The sequence below is a fragment of the Paenarthrobacter sp. TYUT067 genome, assembly GCF_023656375.1.
Lineage (GTDB): Bacteria > Actinomycetota > Actinomycetes > Actinomycetales > Micrococcaceae > Arthrobacter.
Genome location: NZ_JAMOIT010000005.1, coordinates 138,876 through 155,473, shown reverse-complemented (window position 1 = coordinate 155,473; position 16,598 = coordinate 138,876). Strand labels below are relative to the sequence as shown.

Here is a 16,598-nt window from a genome sequence, read left to right as displayed (position 1 = left end):
TCATCCACTGCCACACAGAACAATTACCAAAAGTCTAGCACGGCTTGATCTAGCGCCTTAATCGGGTGTATGGAGGACGACGGCGGAAGCCGGGCGCCGCCGTCGTCCTCCACTCCCCCGGGTTCCCGCCCGAAAAGGCGGCGTTAAAGGGCCAGGCCCCGCACTCGAAAGTGCGGGGCCTGGCCTTTTGGCGTCAACTCACGCGTCAGCGGAAATCGTTACCGAGATCGTAGTCATCCAGCGGGATGGCGTGGAACTCAGGCGCACCGTCGCCACCCAGGGCGTCATAGGAGAAGTCGGTGAAAGCGCTGGGGCCCGTGAACAGGCTTGCCTTTGCTTCTTCCGTCGGCTCCACAGTGACCTCTGTGTAGCGGGGCAGACCCGTACCAGCCGGGATGAGCTTACCGATGATGACGTTTTCCTTGAGGCCGAGCAGAGGATCGCTCTTGCCTTCCATAGCCGCCTGCGTCAGGACGCGGGTGGTTTCCTGGAAGGAAGCAGCCGACAGCCAGGACTCGGTAGCCAAGGAAGCCTTGGTGATACCCATGAGTTCCGGACGACCGGACGCCGGCGCCTTGCCCTCGGACACGACGCGGCGGTTCTCGTCCTCGAAGCGGGCGCGCTCTGCAAGCTCACCGGGGAGCAGGTCGGAGTCGCCGGATTCGATGACGGTCACGCGGCGCAGCATCTGGCGGACGATAACCTCGACGTGCTTGTCGTGGATACCAATACCCTGGCTGCGGTACACGCCCTGAACTTCGTCCACAAGGAACTTCTGTGCAGCACGCGGGCCCATGATGCGCAGAACCTGCTTCGGGTCCACAGGACCGTTGATCAGCTTCTGGCCGACGCTTACGTGATCGCCATCTTCGATGAGCAAACGTGAACGGCGGAGCACCGGGTAGGCAATCTCTTCGGAACCATCGTCCGGAGTGATGACAAGGCGCATCTGGCGCTCGGACTCTTCGATGGTGATGCGGCCGGCTGCTTCTGCAATCGGTGCCACACCCTTCGGAGTACGGGCTTCGAAGAGCTCCTGGATACGGGGCAGACCCTGGGTGATGTCGTCGCCGCCACCGGCGGAAACAGCACCACCGGTGTGGAACGTACGCATGGTCAGCTGTGTACCGGGCTCACCGATGGACTGTGCGGCAATGATGCCCACGGCCTCGCCGATGTCCACGGTCTTACCGGTAGCCAGCGAACGGCCGTAGCAGAGTGCACACGTGCCCACCTTGGACTCACACGTGAGTACGGAGCGGACCTTGACCTCGGTGATGCCTGCAGCCAGCAGCTGGTCGATAACGACGTCGCCGCAGTCGGTGCCGCCAGCAGCCAGGACGTTGCCCTGGGCATCGACGACGTCGACAGCCAGCGTACGTGCGTAGGCGCTGTTCTCGACGTTCTCGTCCAGGACGAGCTCACCGTTGGAATCCGGCACGGCGATCGGAGTGACCAGACCGCGTTCGGTACCACAGTCCTCTTCGCGGACGATGACATCCTGCGAAACGTCCACCAGACGACGGGTCAGGTAACCCGAGTTGGCAGTACGCAGAGCGGTATCGGCCAGACCCTTACGGGCACCGTGCGTGGCGATGAAGTATTCCAGAACCGACAGGCCCTCGCGGTAGGAGGACTTGATCGGGCGAGGAATGATCTCACCCTTCGGGTTGGCCACAAGACCACGGATACCCGCGATCTGGCGGACCTGCATCCAGTTACCACGTGCACCGGAGGACACCATGCGGTTGATGGTGTTCATCGGGGACAGGCTGTCACGCATCGCCTGGGCGATTTCGTTGGTTGCCTTGTTCCAGATTTCGATCAGTTCCTGGCGACGCTCGTCGTCGTCGATCAGGCCCTTGTCGTACTGGCCCTGGATCTTGGCGGCCATGTTCTCGTAACCGGCCAGGATGGCAGGCTTGGAAGTAGGCACCTCGATGTCAGAGATGGCAACCGTGACACCCGAACGGGTGGCCCAGTAGAAACCGGCGTCCTTCAAGTTGTCCAGCGTTGCCGCGGTAACAACCTTCGGGTAGCGCTCGGCGAGGTCGTTGACGATACGGGACAGTTCGCCCTTATCTGCAACAGCCTCAACCCACGGGTAATCCTCAGGCAGCGTCTGGTTGAAGATGACCTGGCCCAGGGAGGTTTCAACGAGAGCCGGCTGACCGGGCTCCCAACCTTCCGGAGCTTCCCATCCTGCGTAAGGCACGAAGTCGTCCAAGCGGATCTTGACCTGGGAGTTCAGGTGCAGATCACGGGCATCGTAGGCCATGATGGCTTCCGAAACCGAGGAGAAGATGCGGCCTTCGCCGGCGGAGCCGACGCGCTTGGTGGTCAGGTGGTACAGGCCGATGATCATATCCTGCGAAGGAAGGGTCACCGGACGGCCATCAGAGGGCTTCAGGATGTTGTTCGAGGACAGCATCAGGATGCGTGCTTCGGCCTGGGCTTCCGGGCTCAGCGGCAGGTGGACTGCCATCTGGTCGCCGTCGAAGTCAGCGTTGAAGGCGCCACAAACCAACGGGTGAAGCTGGATTGCCTTGCCTTCCACAAGCTGGGGTTCGAAGGCCTGGATGCCGAGGCGGTGAAGGGTAGGTGCACGGTTGAGCAGCACCGGGTGTTCGGTGATGATCTCTTCCAGCACGTCCCAAACCTGCGGACGGTAACGCTCAACCATGCGCTTGGCCGACTTGATGTTCTGTGCGTGGTTGAGGTCAACCAGGCGCTTCATCACGAACGGCTTGAAGAGCTCCAATGCCATCTGCTTGGGCAGACCACACTGGTGCAGCTTCAGCTGCGGGCCGACGACGATAACCGAACGACCCGAGTAGTCAACGCGCTTGCCGAGGAGGTTCTGGCGGAAACGACCCTGCTTGCCCTTGAGCATGTCGCTCAGGGACTTCAAGGGACGGTTACCCGGACCCGTAACGGGGCGGCCACGACGACCGTTGTCGAAGAGGCTGTCAACAGCTTCCTGAAGCATGCGCTTCTCGTTGTTGACGATGATCTCCGGAGCACCGAGGTCAAGCAGTCGCTTGAGGCGGTTGTTGCGGTTGATCACGCGACGGTAGAGGTCGTTGAGGTCGGAGGTCGCGAAGCGGCCACCGTCCAGCTGGACCATCGGGCGCAGTTCCGGCGGGATCACCGGGACGGCGTCGAGAACCATGCCGAGCGGGCTGTTGTTGGTGGTCAGGAACGCGTTGACAACCTTCAGGCGCTTCAGGGCACGCGTCTTGCGCTGGCCCTTGCCGTTCTGGATGGTGTCGCGCAGTGACTCGGCTTCAGCCTGCATGTCAAAGGTCTCGAGGCGCTTCTTGATCGCCTCGGCACCCATGGAGCCCTCGAAGTACAGTCCGTAACGGTCGCGCAGTTCGCGGTACAGGCCTTCGTCACCTTCAAGGTCAGCAACCTTGAGGTTCTTGAAGCGGTCCCAAACCTGCTCAAGGCGCTCGATGTCGGCGTCGGCACGCTTACGGACGTTCGCCATCTGGCGGTCAGCAGAGTCGCGGGCCTTCTTCTTGTCGGCAGCCTTGGCGCCTTCGCCTTCAAGACGGGCAAGCTCGTCTTCAAGGTCGCGGGCGATCGTGGCGATGTCGCTGTCGCGGTTGTCCACCATCTGCTTCTTCTCGAGGTCGTGCTCAACCTGGAGGTTCGGCAGTTCTGCGTGACGGCTCTCGGTGTCAACGCTGGTGATCATGTAGGCAGCGAAGTAGATGACCTTCTCAAGGTCCTTCGGTGCCAGGTCCAAAAGGTAACCCAAGCGCGAGGGGACGCCCTTGAAGTACCAGATGTGGGTTACAGGCGCGGCCAGCTCGATGTGGCCCATGCGCTCACGGCGCACCTTGGCACGGGTGACTTCAACGCCACAACGCTCGCAAATGATGCCCTTGAAGCGGACGCGCTTGTACTTACCGCAGTAGCATTCCCAGTCGCGGGACGGGCCAAAGATCTTCTCGCAGAAGAGGCCGTCCTTCTCAGGCTTGAGCGTGCGGTAGTTGATGGTTTCCGGCTTCTTGACCTCACCGTAAGACCATCCGCGGATGTCTTCCGCGGTGGCGAGGCCGATCTGCATGAGGCCGAAGGAGGATTCGCTGGACATATGGTCCCTGTTCTCTCTTGTTCTCTAAATTCTGAAGTCTTGGTTACGGGAAGAGGGAGTTGTTCCGACGGACAGTTGTTGAAGCTGTCCGCCGGAACAGCTGCTAAACCTCTTCTACGGAACTGGGCTCTGCACGAGACAGATCGATGCCCAGTTCTTCCGCAGCCGTGAAGACTGCGTCATCAGAGTCACGCATTTCGATCGTGGTTCCGTCCGTGGAAAGAACTTCCACGTTCAGGCACAACGACTGCATTTCCTTGATCAAGACCTTGAAGGACTCGGGAACGCCAGGCTCAGGGATGTTCTCGCCCTTGACGATGGCTTCGTAGACCTTCACACGACCATGGATGTCATCGGACTTGATCGTGAGGAGTTCCTGAAGGGTGTAAGCAGCGCCGTAAGCTTCGAGCGCCCACACTTCCATTTCACCGAAGCGCTGGCCACCGAACTGAGCCTTACCACCCAGCGGCTGCTGCGTGATCATGGAGTACGGGCCGGTGGAGCGCGCGTGGATCTTGTCGTCCACCAAGTGGTGGAGCTTCAGGATGTACATGTAACCGACGGAGATCGGGTCCGGGAACGGCTCGCCGGAGCGGCCGTCGAACAGACGGGTCTTGCCGGAGGAATCGATCAGGCGATCGCCATCGCGGGTCACGTTGGTGGAGTCAAGAAGGCCCGTGATTTCTTCTTCGCGGGCGCCATCGAACACCGGTGTGGCAACGGTGGTCTGGCCGGTTTCACGGGGCAGGTTGGGCAGGTTCTTGACCCACTCCGGCTCGCCTTCGATCTTCCAACCGGTCTTGGCAACCCAACCGAGGTGGGTTTCCAGGACCTGTCCAACGTTCATTCGACCCGGAACACCAAGGGGGTTCAGGACGATGTCCACCGGGGTACCGTCTGCAAGGAAGGGCATGTCCTCGATCGGGAGGATCTTGGAGATAACACCCTTGTTGCCGTGACGGCCGGCGAGCTTGTCGCCGTCGGTGATCTTACGCTTGGCTGCAACGTAGACGCGGACCAGCTGGTTCACGCCCGGGGGCAGTTCGTCGTCGTTGTCGCGGTCGAAGACGCGCACGCCGATGACCGTACCGGACTCGCCGTGGGGCACCTTCAGGGAGGTGTCTCGGACTTCGCGGGACTTCTCACCGAAGATGGCGCGGAGGAGGCGCTCTTCCGGGGTCAGTTCGGTTTCACCCTTAGGGGTGACCTTTCCGACCAGGATGTCGCCGGCTTCAACCTCGGCACCGATGTGGATGATGCCGCGCTCGTCCAGTCCTGCAAGGACTTCCTCGGACACGTTGGGGATATCACGGGTGATTTCCTCGGCACCAAGCTTGGTGTCGCGGGCATCAATTTCGTGCTCCTCGATGTGGATGGAGGAAAGAACATCCTCAGCAACAATGCGCTGGGACAGGATGATGGCGTCCTCGAAGTTGTGGCCCTCCCATGACATGAATGCCACAAGCAGGTTCTTACCGAGGGCAAGCTCACCCTGGTCCGTTGCGGGACCGTCGGCGATGATGCCGCCAACTTCCAGGCGCTGGCCTTCGTTGACCAACACGCGGTGGTTGTAGCAGTTGCCCTGGTTGGAACGGGCGAACTTGTTGATGCGGTAGTTGGTCTCGGTACCGTCATCGTTGATCATCACAACGAGCTCGGCGGAAACCTCGGTAACCACACCTGCCTTCTTCGCGATGACAACGTCACCGGCGTCGACTGCTGCTGCGCGTTCCATGCCGGTGCCCACGAAAGGAGCCTCGGAACGGACCAGGGGCACGGCCTGACGCTGCATGTTGGCACCCATGAGTGCACGGTTGGCATCGTCATGCTCGAGGAACGGAATCAGGGCGGTTGCCACGGAAACCATCTGGCGCGGGGAAACGTCCATGAACTGAACGTCTGCAGCGGGAACCAGAACGGGCTCGCCTCCACCACCACGGGCACGGACAAGCACGGTCTCTTCCGCGAACTTCTTGTCAGCGTCCAGCGGAGCGTTGGCCTGTGCGATCAGGACCTCTGCTTCGTCGTCAGCCGTGAGGTACTGGACCTCATCGGAAACGACGCCTTCGGAAACCAGACGGTACGGCGTCTCAATGAAGCCGAACGGGTTGATGCGGCCGTAGGAAGCCAGCGAGCCGATCAGACCAATGTTCGGGCCTTCAGGGGTTTCGATGGGGCACATACGTCCGTAGTGGGACGGGTGAACGTCTCGAACTTCCATGCCTGCACGGTCACGGGACAGACCACCCGGGCCAAGTGCCGACAGGCGGCGCTTGTGGGTCAGACCCGAAAGCGGGTTGTTCTGGTCCATGAACTGCGACAGCTGGGAGGTTCCGAAGAACTCCTTGATGGCTGCCACAACGGGACGGATGTTGATCAGTGTCTGCGGCGTGATGGCCTCGACGTCCTGCGTGGTCATGCGTTCGCGAACGACGCGTTCCATGCGGGAGAGGCCGGTGCGGACCTGGTTCTCGATCAGTTCGCCCACGGCGCGGATGCGACGGTTGCCGAAGTGGTCGATGTCGTCGACGTCGACGCGAAGTTCGTGGTCTTCGCCGTCGCGCTTGCCCATGAGGGTCTTCTCGCCGGCGTGAAGCGCGACGAGGAACTTGATCATGGCGACGATGTCTTCAACGTGCAGGACCGAAGCTTCCTTGTCACCAAGGGAACGGTCGATGCCGAGCTTGCGGTTGATCTTGTAACGGCCAACCTTGGCAAGATCGTAGCGCTTGGCGTTGAAGTACAGGTTGTCCAGCAGGGACTGGGCAGCCTCAACTGTGGGCGGCTCGCCCGGACGCAGCTTGCGGTAGATGTCCAGAAGCGCATCTTCGCGGGTTTCGGTGGCGTCCTTCTCCAGCGTTGCACGCATGGAGTCGTACTGGCCGAACTCTTCCAGGATCTGGCCTTCGGTCCAGCCGAGGGCCTTCAGGAGAACCGTGACCGACTGCTTGCGCTTACGGTCGAGGCGTACGCCGACCTGGTCGCGCTTGTCGATTTCAAGTTCGAACCATGCACCACGGGACGGGATGATCTTCGCAGTGAAGATGTCCTTGTCACTGGTCTTGTCAGCCGTGCGCTCAAAGTAGGCGCCCGGTGAGCGGACCAACTGGGAGACAACAACACGCTCGGTGCCGTTGACGACGAACGTACCCTTCTCAGTCATGAGGGGGAAGTCGCCCATGAACACGGTCTGCTGCTTGATTTCGCCCGTGTTGTTGTTCATGAACTCGGCCTTGACATACAGCGGTGCCGAGTAAGTGGCGTCACGGTCTTTGCATTCGGCCATGGTGTACTTCGGGTCAGCGAACTCCGGTTCGGAGAAGCTCAAGGACATGGTGCCCTGGAAATCCTCGATGGGGGAGATCTCTTCGAAGATGTCGGCAAGTCCGGAGGTGGTGGCGACGCTGAGGTCGCCCTCCTCGACAGCCTTCGCTACCCGCGCCTGCCAGCGTTCGTTTCCGACCAGCCAGTCAAAGCTGTCTGTCTGCAGGGCGAGAAGATTCGGAACGTCAAGCGGTTCGTGAATCTTTGCGAATGAGAGGCGGCGGGTGGCACCATCGGTGCTTGCCGTGTTAGCGGTTTCGTTATTAGAGGTGCTCGAGGCGACCAAGAGGGATCCTTCCACAGACCTTCAGGCGTTTTCAGATCTCCCCCGTTTGCATCCTGCAGAGTGCTCCGCAGAATACTTGTTCCGGTTCCGCTATATGACCCGGACCCAGTCCGCTTATGACAGTGCACGTTTCGGAACGGCACGTCAATGACGCAGCTGAGAGGTAAAGCCCACCGCTATATGAAGGCTGAAGGTTAACAGGGAAGACGCAAATATCTACGATACGGCAAAGTAGCCTTTCTGTCTACCCCAGATCGTCCGTGATTGCAAGCACGGTTGCTGCGGGCACCAATGCCAGCGAAAATTCGCCGAACCGTGAAGGCCGAACTGTCAGAGGAGAGCAGGCAAGGAATGGGATGATCAACGCAGTTGTTGAAGAAGTGGGCTCGAGCGCACTCCGCGATAGCCTTGCTACACCACTCCCGGATCGGAAGAGAGACCATGACCAACTCCGCTGACGACAATGACGTTGTCATCCTTGCTGCTTCCCGCACCCCACAGGGTCGGCTCAACGGACAATTGGCGGGATTCACCGCCGTCGACCTTGGCGCTCATGCCATCACCGCCGCTTTGGCGGCCAGCGGGGTCAAAGCCGAACAGGTGGACGCCGTCATCATGGGCCAGGTGCTTCAGGCCGGCACGGGCCAAAATCCGGCCCGGCAAAGCGCCATCGCCGCCGGTGTTGGTTGGAACATCCCTGCCGTCACCATCAACAAGGTCTGCCTCTCCGGGCTCACCGCCGTCATTGATGCCGCGCGCATGATCCGCAGCGGCGATGCCACGGTGGTCGTCGCCGGAGGCCAGGAATCCATGACCCGGGCACCCCACCTCCTGCCTGGCTCGCGGCAGGGCTGGACCTATGGCGCCATTCAGGCCCTGGACGTTGCTGCCCATGACGGCCTCACGGACGCGTTCGACGGGCAGTCCATGGGTCTGTCCACAGAAACCAAGAACGTGACACTCGGCATTGACCGCAAATCCCAGGATGAAGTAGCGGCTGCTTCCCACCAGCGCGCCGCTGCCGCTATCGCGGACGGAATCTTCGACGTCGAAATCGCCCCGGTAAGCGTCAAGCAGCGCAAGGGAGATCCCGTGGTACTCACCACGGATGAAGGCGTTCGACCCAACACTTCCTTGGAAACCTTGGCGCCGCTCAAGGCCGCTTTCGCCACCGACGGCACCATCACAGCCGGCAACTCCTCTCCCCTGTCCGACGGCGCCTCCGCGTTGGTGCTGACCAGCCGCCGCTTCGCCACGGACAACGGGTTGGACTTCCTGGCCGTCGTGGGAAAGCCCGGCCAGGTAGCCGGCCCCGATAATTCGCTGCACTCCCAACCATCCAACGCTATTGCCCAAGCTCTGAAGCGGGCTGGCTGGACGGCGGAGGACCTGGATTTCATCGAAATCAACGAGGCCTTCGGCTCGGTGGCCGTCCAGTCCCTCAAAGACCTCCGCTACCCACTGGAGAAGTGCAACATCCACGGCGGCGCCATCGCCTTGGGCCACCCCATTGGAGCATCGGGAGCGCGGTTGGCACTGCACGCCGCGCACGAGCTCAAACGCAGGGGAACAGGGAAAGCGGCTGTCTCCCTCTGCGGAGGCGGAGGCCAGGGTGAAGCCCTCCTCTTGTACCGCGACTGATGGCTGAGGGAGTGGCTGCACCCGGGATGGCAGGTGCGGAACGTTTCCTGTCCGACGCCGCGGCGCGCGGACTGGACGTCGACGTCGTCGAGCGCCCGGCTGCCCGCAGCCTCGAAGAGGCCGCCGCAATCCTGGGCATAAGCCCCGCAGACATCGTGAAGTCGCTGGTGGTCAAGCACAAGGATGGCAGCTTCTTGTTCGCGCTGATACCCGGAGATCGGCAAATTTCCTGGCCCAAGCTGCGCGCCCTGCTGGGCGTCAACAAGCTCTCACTCCCCCACGCCGACGTCGCCCTGGCCGCCACCGGCTATGAACGCGGCACCATCACCCCGTTGGGCAGCACCACCCCATGGCCGGTGTACGCCGACGCCACCATCACCGGGCGTCGGATCTCCATGGGTGCCGGCGCGCACGGCCGGAGTGCGTTTGTGGACGCGGACGCACTCACGGCAGCTCTGGGAGCGGTAGTAGCGGACATCAGCGAACCCAACTAAGTCGCAGTTAAGCGCGCTTAGAACCCTCAAAACGCGCTCTGCTGCGACCTACCTGGGTGCTGTGGAACGCAGGAAGCCCCGCCCGGCGAACCGGACGGGGCTTCCACAAAGCAAAACGAGTTACTTTAGGGTAACCGTTGCGCCAGCTTCTTCGAGCTGAGCCTTAGCCTTCTCGGCAGCTTCCTTGGTGGCGCCTTCGAGAACAGCCTTCGGTGCGCTGTCAACCAGGTCCTTGGCTTCCTTGAGGCCGAGGGAGGTGATGGCGCGAACTTCCTTGATCACTGCGATCTTCTTGTCGCCAGCAGCTTCGAGAACGACGTCGAATTCGGTCTTCTCTTCAGCAGCTTCAGCAGCACCGCCGGCAGCGGGGCCAGCAACTGCAACAGCAGCAGCCGTAACTTCGAAGGTCTCTTCGAAGAGCTTGACGAACTCGGAGAGCTCGATGATGGTCAGTTCCTTGAAAGCTTCAATGAGCTCTTCGTTGCTGAGCTTCGCCATGGTGGCGTCCTTCCATTAGTTGGTGCAGGCCCGGACAAATCCGTTCCGTGCACCGGAGTTTGATTGAGGGGAGAACTTAGTTCTCTTCGGTTGCAGCTTCGGCAGCTGCCGGTGCTTCTTCAGCAGCCGGAGCTTCCTCGGATGCAGCCTCTTCAGCCGGAGCTTCTTCAGCGGCCGGTGCAGAAGCGCCGCCCTCTTCTTCAAGCTTGAGGCGCAGAGCGTCGATGATGCGTGCAGCAGCGGATGCGGGAGCCTTGAGGACACCAGCAACACGTGCAAGCTGCAGCTCGCGGGACTCGAGGGCTGCCAGTGCGGCAACTCCTGCTGCGTCCAATGCCTTGCCTTCGAAGACGCCGGTCTTGATAACCAGCTGCTTGTTGGCCTTGGCAAAGTCCGTCAGGCTCTTGGCAGCAGCAACAGCGTCACCCTTGATGAAGGCGATTGCAGTAGGGCCGGCAAGCTGATCGTTGAATGCTTCAACTCCAGCTTCCTTGGCTGCAATGGCACTCAGGGTGTTCTTGACGACCGAGAACTTGGTGTCCTGGCCGAGCGCAACACGCAGTTCCTTGAGCTGTGCAACAGTGAGCCCGCGGTATTCGGTCAGGACAGCCGCGTTCGATTCCTTGAAATCGTTGGTGATCTCTGCAACTGCGGAGATCTTGCTAGGCGTTGTCATAACCCTCCTTCCGGGGAATAAAGCCGGTCTTCCGGGTCCCCGCTCACGAGAGCTAAAACTAAAAACGCCCCGCGCAGATGCACGGGGCTTGGCTCAACACGGTTTTGACCCGTGGAGACTTGCTTCGTTCACCTGCGCCGGCCGCCCTATGTTCAGGGTCCTTCGTCAAGGAATTCACTTTCATCTCACGGGCGCAACTACAGAATTGAGCTGTGCTCGTAAGAGTGGATTCCCATCAACCGACGGTCTTTGGTACTTCAAGGTTACGGGAGAGCGTTCGGCAAACCAAATCGGCCCTGCCTAGTCTGACAACGTTGCTCCCGACAGCCTGCCTGGCAGTTCCTTCTGCCACAGTCCCGTGATGCCCGCAGTGGTGAATCCCAGCTGCTTATTCACGGTCAAGAGGTACCTGTTCTCCGGCGCATTCCAGGTATAGATAACGCGGGCATCCGGGAATTGCTCGCTCAGCCGTTCCATATTGGCAACTTTAATCAACAAGCCGAGCTTATTGCCACGGTGCTCCTGCAGCACCAAGGTGTCGTCTTGGAAAACCACATCCTGGCGGTGGGCAAGGACGCTGATGGTGGTCAGACCCACCAAGCGTCCGGTCTCGATATGCTCGACGGCGGTCACCACCGTGCGTCGGCCCTGCGCCATAGCGGCGTCCTCGGTTTCGCGCAGGACCGCTGCATCGAAAACCATCCCGCTCGCCTCAACTTCAGGTGCGTCTTCGTCCCCTTCGTCACGAACCACCTCGCCGGCGGCGTTCTCCAGCGCGGCCACGGCTTCCAACCAGGGTTCGGGGCACCGGTCCGTCCAGTGGTGCACGGTGTACCGGCCACCGTTGGCTTCTTCGGCTTCAAGCTGCAGATCCCCCACAAGCTTGGAATCCAGGGGCAGCAAGCAGGAACTGAACTGCTCAATATGCTGAAGGGTGTACCCGGCCCGTTTGGCGAAGTCCACTTCCCTGCTGCTCACAGGGACAAATCCAGCGCCGCTGCCCGGGATCAGCTGGTCCTCAGGTATCTCGGTGAGAGACGTTGCCGGATGATTGGTATCCACCAAGGCCATGATGCGGCCCTCAGCCCGGGCGAGCTGCTCGGCAGCCTCCAGCAATTGACGTCCGACGCCCTGGCCCTGGAACTCGGGAAGGATGTCCAAGGTGAACTCTGCCAGATCAAGGTTGTCCGCCAACGGCAAGGCGATATCCACGGTTCCCACAATGACGCCATCCACTTTTGCCACCAGGATGACTTGGCGCTCATAGGGGTCGGACAACTCCAGCAGCTTTTCCATGGGCGTGTAGGCGAGGTCGTCACTCCCCCAGGTTTCCATGCGTACCCGGCGCCCTACTTCTACGGCATCCAGGAAATCAGCGGCGTCGGGGCTGTCCAGGGTGTCGGGCACCCACAGCTGCTCGACGTGAACCGTCTTCGCCTCTTCTACAGTCATTCCAGCCGTTTCTGCCATTCGCCGTCATAGCCGGAAGGCTTGAACCCCAAGGCGATATTTATGGCCAGCATATGCCGGTTCTCATTGGCGTTCCACGTCATCACAGACGTGGCGGCAGGCCATAGCTCCTGAACACGGCGAAGGTTGGCGATCTTGACCAACATGCCAAGGCTATGTCCGCGGTGTTCAGGAGCAACTAAGGTGTCCTCCTGGTAGACCATGCCCGGGGTAGCATCGCGGTGGGTGAGGGTGGTGTACGCCGCTAAGTCCCCTGTGGCGTCGTGGCGTGCAACTGAAACCGTGGAAGCGACACCGCCTGCCAGCCACGTGGATTCCTCGAGGCGGACGCGGTCGGCATCCCATTCCTCGCCCTCCCAACCCAGTCCTGCGATGGGCACCTCGGTGCTCATGAGGCTTTTCAGCTTGGCAAATACGTCTACGAGTTCATCAGGGCAACGGTCCTGCCATCCGATTAAGCTGTAGCCGGCTGCCCTCTGCGTTGCCTGCGCTTCAAGATCCTGCAGCAGCCTTTCCCCTACCGGGAGGGCCAGAGTGCTGTTGGTTTCAACCTGCTCCAGGGAATACCCGTGGTGAACGGCAAAACGCGTTGAGGCGGTGTCCATCGGGACGCCACCCGTGCCGGACTTCGCCTCCAGCAACTCACCACCAGGGATTAGCAGCCCAAGAGGTTCCGCGCAAAACGCGTCAAAGGAGGTGCGGCCCCTCTCGCGGGCAACCCGTTCCAGTACCAGGAGGATTTCCGACCCGATGCCGCGCCGACGACAGCCGGCGTCCACCAGGACGTCCACACCCGCCGTCGTCGTGTTCTCGCTTAAGGGCAACGTCAGTGTGCCCCTGCCAACCACAGTTCCGTCGAGGCGAGCCAGGAATACGTGGCGCTCTTCGTATTCATTGCCCCGCCAGAAGAGGACTGCCTCGGCCAGGGTGGAGCACCGGTCGAGGTTGCCCCAAAGATCCATATGGTGGGCAACGTCCAGATCATGGAAGGCACGGAAGTCGGGCGCCCCGCTCGCGTCGGTGCTTGACGGGACCGGAATCCGTTCAACGGACAACCCGGCAAGGGCGTGAAAGTTCGACGACGACACGAACCACAGCCTACGGCGCACCACCGGCGGTGAACAGGTAGCAAGACAAGAAAAAGGACCGCCCGGCAATGCCGGACGGTCCTTTTATCAGAGCAAGTGCTCGCGAAGCTTACGCGTCGACGAGGACCTTGGTGACGTTCGGGTCAACGGTGATGCCCGGACCGAACGTGGTGGCAACGGTAGCCTTCTGGATGTAGCGGCCCTTGGAAGCGGACGGCTTCAGACGAAGCACCTCTTCCAGTGCAGCTGCGTAGTTCTCAGCCAGCTTGTTGACGTCGAAAGACACCTTGCCAATGATGAAGTGCAGGTTGGAGTGCTTGTCGACGCGGAAGTCGATCTTGCCACCCTTGATGTCGTTGACAGCCTTGGTGACATCCGGGGTAACCGTACCGGTCTTCGGGTTCGGCATCAGGTTACGCGGACCGAGGACCTTACCCAAGCGGCCAACCTTGCCCATGAGGTCAGGGGTAGCCACTGCGGCATCGAAGTCGGTCCAGCCGGCTGCGATCTTTTCGATCAGGTCGTCGGAACCAACGAAGTCGGCGCCGGCAGCGATTGCTGCTTCAGCCTTGTCGCCGGTCGCGAAAACGAGGACGCGGGCGGTCTTACCGGTGCCGTGGGGCAGGTTGACGGTGCCACGAACCATCTGGTCAGCCTTACGCGGGTCAACGCCCAGGCGGAAAGCGACCTCAACGGTTGCGTCGAACTTGGAAGGGTTGGTGTCCTTCGCGAGGGTGATGGCCTCGACCGGGGCGTAGACCTTGTCTGCCTCGATCTTGGCTACGGCTGCCTCATATGCTTTGCTGCGCTTTGCCATGCTGCTATTTCTCCTTGTGCAGTTGTGGTCTGCGGACCGCGCTGGGCCCTGCCACAAGCCGCGGATCCGGCAAGGATCCTGCGACATTTCAATGTTTCAGATGCCGGTTGCCCGGCGGGTGAAGGCCACAAGGGCCTTCGAAGGTTACTAGCCTTCTACGGTGATGCCCATGGAGCGGGCGGTGCCGGCGATGATCAGGGCGGCAGCCTTGATGTCGTTGGCGTTGAGGTCTTCCATCTTGGTGGAAGCAATTTCCTCAACCTGTGCCTGGGTCAGCTTGGCAACCTTGACGGTGTGCGGGGTAGCCGAACCCTTGGCAACGCCTGCAGCCTTCTTGATGAGCTCTGCAGCCGGCGGGGTCTTGGTGATGAAGGTGAAGGAACGGTCCTCGTAGACCGTGATTTCAACCGGGATAACGTTTCCGCGCTGGGATTCCGTTGCAGCGTTGTACGCCTTGCAGAATTCCATGATGTTGACACCGTGCTGGCCAAGCGCAGGACCGATCGGCGGAGCCGGGTTAGCGGCACCTGCCTGGATCTGCAGCTTGATGAGGCCGGTGACCTTCTTCTTGGGAGCCAATGTAGGGTCCTTCTCTCAATAGCTTCCTGGGACACAGGAGCGCGTCCCAGGTTGGTGGCCGCCATGGCGAGGCGGCCGGCCGCTCCCGAACTGCTAAGCAGGCAGGGCTGGAGCGAAATTTTGGATTCAGCTAGATCTTGGTGACCTGGTTGAACGCGAGCGTAACCGGGGTTTCGCGCTCGAAGATCGAGACCAGAACCACCAGGGTCTGGGACTCGGGCTTGATCTCGGAGATCGTAGCCGGGAGGGTCTCGAACGGACCTTCCTTGACGATGACCGACTCGCCGACCTCGAAGTCGACAGCCACGGGAGCCTGGTTCTGCTTGTTGACGGGCTTGCCCTGCTCTGCCTGCTCTTCTTCGAAGACGGGGGCGAGCATGGAGAAGACCTCATCGAGCCGCAGCGGGACAGGGTTGTGGGCGTTACCCACGAAGCCGGTGACACCCGGAGTGTGACGAACGGCGCCCCAGGAAGCGTCAGTCAGGTCCATGCGAACCAGAACGTAGCCGGGAATGCGCACGCGGTTGATGACCTTGCGCTGCGCGTTCTTGATCTCGACGACCTCTTCCATGGGGACCTGGATCTCGAAGATGTAATCTTCCATGTCCAAGGTCTGGATGCGGGTCTCAAGGTTTGCCTTCACGCGGTTCTCGTAACCGGCGTAGGAGTGGATGACGTACCAGTCACCTTCCTGGCGGCGCAGCTTGGCCTTGAACTCTTCGGCCGGATCAGCCGGCGCTGCTGCAGCAGCAACTGCCAGGTCGTCGCCGTCGGACTCTTCCGAAGCGTCGTCTTCATCGGCAACATCACCGGACGCGTCGTCAGACTCGGCGTCTACGTCAGCTTCGAAATCCTCTACGGAATCGTCGGCGTCGGCAGATTCGGGCGCAGCAGAATCGACCTCGGACTCTTCCACGACAATTGCCGTGGCGTCGGCTGAGTCCTCGGCGGATTCGCCCAGCTCAGTCTCGTTTACCTCGAGCTCCTGCTCAGACACTTGGTCTCCTGCTTCCTCATTGCCTAACATGCCTATTTAAATGGCTCAATTCCGCAAACCCCGCAAAACCCTTGAATCACTAAGGAATTTCGCACAGTTTGCGGACAGATCCGTCTAGCGGTCCGTAGCGCCTGACCCACCGAAGACCCAGCTGACTCCCGTGCCGAAAGCCAGGTCCAGCAGGGTAACGATGAGCATCATGATGGCCACGAACACCAGCACCACGAGCGTGTAGTTGATCAGTTCCTTGCGGGTTGGAGCAACGACCTTCTTCAGTTCACCAATAACCTGGCGGACGAAGAGTGCAATTCGGGCGAAGAAGCCGCGGTCGGCTTTCTTGGCGGGACGGCCCTTCGAGCTGCTGGCAGCTGTTTCGGTCACCTGGTCCTCACTCACCTTGCAAAGTCGTTGACCCGACTCTGATCAGAGCCATGGTTGCTGCGCGTGCCCCGGCGTTTCCGCCGGAACAGCTTGCGCAGGGCAGACAGGACTCGAACCTGCAACCTGCGGTTTTGGAGACCGCTGCGCTACCAATTGCGCCACTACCCTATGGATCGAATCCATGTTTCAGGCCGCACTTCAGCCTGTGGTGCTTTTCAACACCGGTGAACCAGTCTACGCAA

The 16,598-nt window shown here is 60.9% G+C and carries 12 protein-coding genes and 1 tRNA gene; 2 read left to right on the top strand and 11 right to left on the bottom strand.

The window, feature by feature from the left end; genetic code table 11:
• Window positions 1-205 precede the first annotated feature (205 nt).
• Together MOD31_RS06255 and rpoB are read right to left on the bottom strand one after the other, a co-directional pair.
• Window positions 206-4,105, bottom strand: a complete 3,900-nt coding sequence (locus tag MOD31_RS06255) for a DNA-directed RNA polymerase subunit beta' (RefSeq protein ID WP_142938367.1) — start codon at window positions 4,103-4,105, stop codon at window positions 206-208.
• A 103-nt stretch (window positions 4,106-4,208) separates the two neighbouring features.
• A complete protein-coding gene (rpoB, locus tag MOD31_RS06250) occupies window positions 4,209-7,715 on the bottom strand; it encodes a DNA-directed RNA polymerase subunit beta (protein WP_142938366.1) in 3,507 nt (1,168 codons plus the stop codon).
• A gap of 441 nt (window positions 7,716-8,156) precedes the next feature.
• Between rpoB and MOD31_RS06245 the strand changes: the two genes are divergently transcribed.
• Both MOD31_RS06245 and MOD31_RS06240 read left to right on the top strand, forming a co-directional pair.
• Window positions 8,157-9,356: an acetyl-CoA C-acetyltransferase gene (locus MOD31_RS06245; RefSeq protein ID WP_142938365.1), complete on the top strand. Its 1,200-nt coding sequence runs from the start codon at window positions 8,157-8,159 to the stop codon at window positions 9,354-9,356.
• Window positions 9,356-9,850, top strand: a complete 495-nt coding sequence (locus tag MOD31_RS06240) for an aminoacyl-tRNA deacylase (RefSeq protein ID WP_142938364.1) — start codon at window positions 9,356-9,358, stop codon at window positions 9,848-9,850. Before MOD31_RS06245 ends, MOD31_RS06240 begins: the two co-directional genes overlap by 1 nt.
• A 120-nt stretch (window positions 9,851-9,970) precedes the next feature.
• On the opposite strand, the gene rplL is transcribed toward MOD31_RS06240, so the two are convergent.
• The 9 genes from rplL to MOD31_RS06195 form a co-directional block, all read right to left on the bottom strand.
• The gene (gene rplL, locus MOD31_RS06235; RefSeq protein WP_011775604.1) at window positions 9,971-10,348 is read right to left on the bottom strand and encodes a 50S ribosomal protein L7/L12; all 378 of its coding nucleotides are present in this window, start codon (window positions 10,346-10,348) and stop codon (window positions 9,971-9,973) included.
• A 76-nt stretch (window positions 10,349-10,424) separates the two neighbouring features.
• A complete protein-coding gene (gene rplJ / locus MOD31_RS06230) occupies window positions 10,425-11,024 on the bottom strand; it encodes a 50S ribosomal protein L10 (RefSeq protein ID WP_142938363.1) in 600 nt (199 codons plus the stop codon).
• 300 nt (window positions 11,025-11,324) lie between these two features.
• On the bottom strand, window positions 11,325-12,494 hold the full coding sequence (locus tag MOD31_RS06225) for a GNAT family N-acetyltransferase (RefSeq protein ID WP_250820123.1): 1,170 nt from the start codon (window positions 12,492-12,494) through the stop codon (window positions 11,325-11,327).
• A complete protein-coding gene (locus MOD31_RS06220; protein WP_223940648.1) occupies window positions 12,473-13,582 on the bottom strand; it encodes a GNAT family N-acetyltransferase in 1,110 nt (369 codons plus the stop codon). The genes MOD31_RS06225 and MOD31_RS06220 overlap by 22 nt, the downstream gene beginning before the upstream one ends.
• A gap of 109 nt (window positions 13,583-13,691) precedes the next feature.
• On the bottom strand, window positions 13,692-14,399 hold the full coding sequence (rplA, locus tag MOD31_RS06215) for a 50S ribosomal protein L1 (protein ID WP_142938360.1): 708 nt from the start codon (window positions 14,397-14,399) through the stop codon (window positions 13,692-13,694).
• 147 nt (window positions 14,400-14,546) lie between these two features.
• Window positions 14,547-14,978 (bottom strand): 50S ribosomal protein L11, encoded by a 432-nt coding sequence (rplK, locus tag MOD31_RS06210; protein ID WP_011775609.1) that lies wholly within the window; start codon window positions 14,976-14,978, stop codon window positions 14,547-14,549.
• Window positions 14,979-15,108: 130 nt separating this feature from the next.
• Complete coding sequence (gene nusG, locus MOD31_RS06205) at window positions 15,109-15,975, bottom strand: transcription termination/antitermination protein NusG (protein ID WP_142938359.1); 867 nt, start codon at window positions 15,973-15,975, stop codon at window positions 15,109-15,111.
• A 114-nt stretch (window positions 15,976-16,089) separates the two neighbouring features.
• Complete coding sequence (gene secE, locus MOD31_RS06200; protein ID WP_024817604.1) at window positions 16,090-16,371, bottom strand: preprotein translocase subunit SecE; 282 nt, start codon at window positions 16,369-16,371, stop codon at window positions 16,090-16,092.
• A gap of 80 nt (window positions 16,372-16,451) precedes the next feature.
• A tRNA-Trp gene (locus tag MOD31_RS06195) sits at window positions 16,452-16,524 on the bottom strand.
• Between the last annotated feature and the right edge of the window lie 74 nt (window positions 16,525-16,598).

Bases quoted from the DNA above. Each gene is read 5' to 3' on its own strand.
- rplJ (WP_142938363.1), bottom strand. From the start codon at position 11,024: ATGACAACGCCTAGCAAGATCTCCGCAGTTGCAGAGATCACCAACGAT.
- MOD31_RS06225 (WP_250820123.1), bottom strand. From the start codon at position 12,494: ATGGCAGAAACGGCTGGAATGACTGTAGAAGAGGCGAAGACGGTTCAC.
- MOD31_RS06245 (WP_142938365.1), top strand. From the start codon at position 8,157: ATGACCAACTCCGCTGACGACAATGACGTTGTCATCCTTGCTGCTTCC.
- rplL (WP_011775604.1), bottom strand. From the start codon at position 10,348: ATGGCGAAGCTCAGCAACGAAGAGCTCATTGAAGCTTTCAAGGAACTG.
- rplA (WP_142938360.1), bottom strand. From the start codon at position 14,399: ATGGCAAAGCGCAGCAAAGCATATGAGGCAGCCGTAGCCAAGATCGAG.
- MOD31_RS06240 (WP_142938364.1), top strand. From the start codon at position 9,356: ATGGCTGAGGGAGTGGCTGCACCCGGGATGGCAGGTGCGGAACGTTTC.
- MOD31_RS06255 (WP_142938367.1), bottom strand. From the start codon at position 4,105: ATGTCCAGCGAATCCTCCTTCGGCCTCATGCAGATCGGCCTCGCCACC.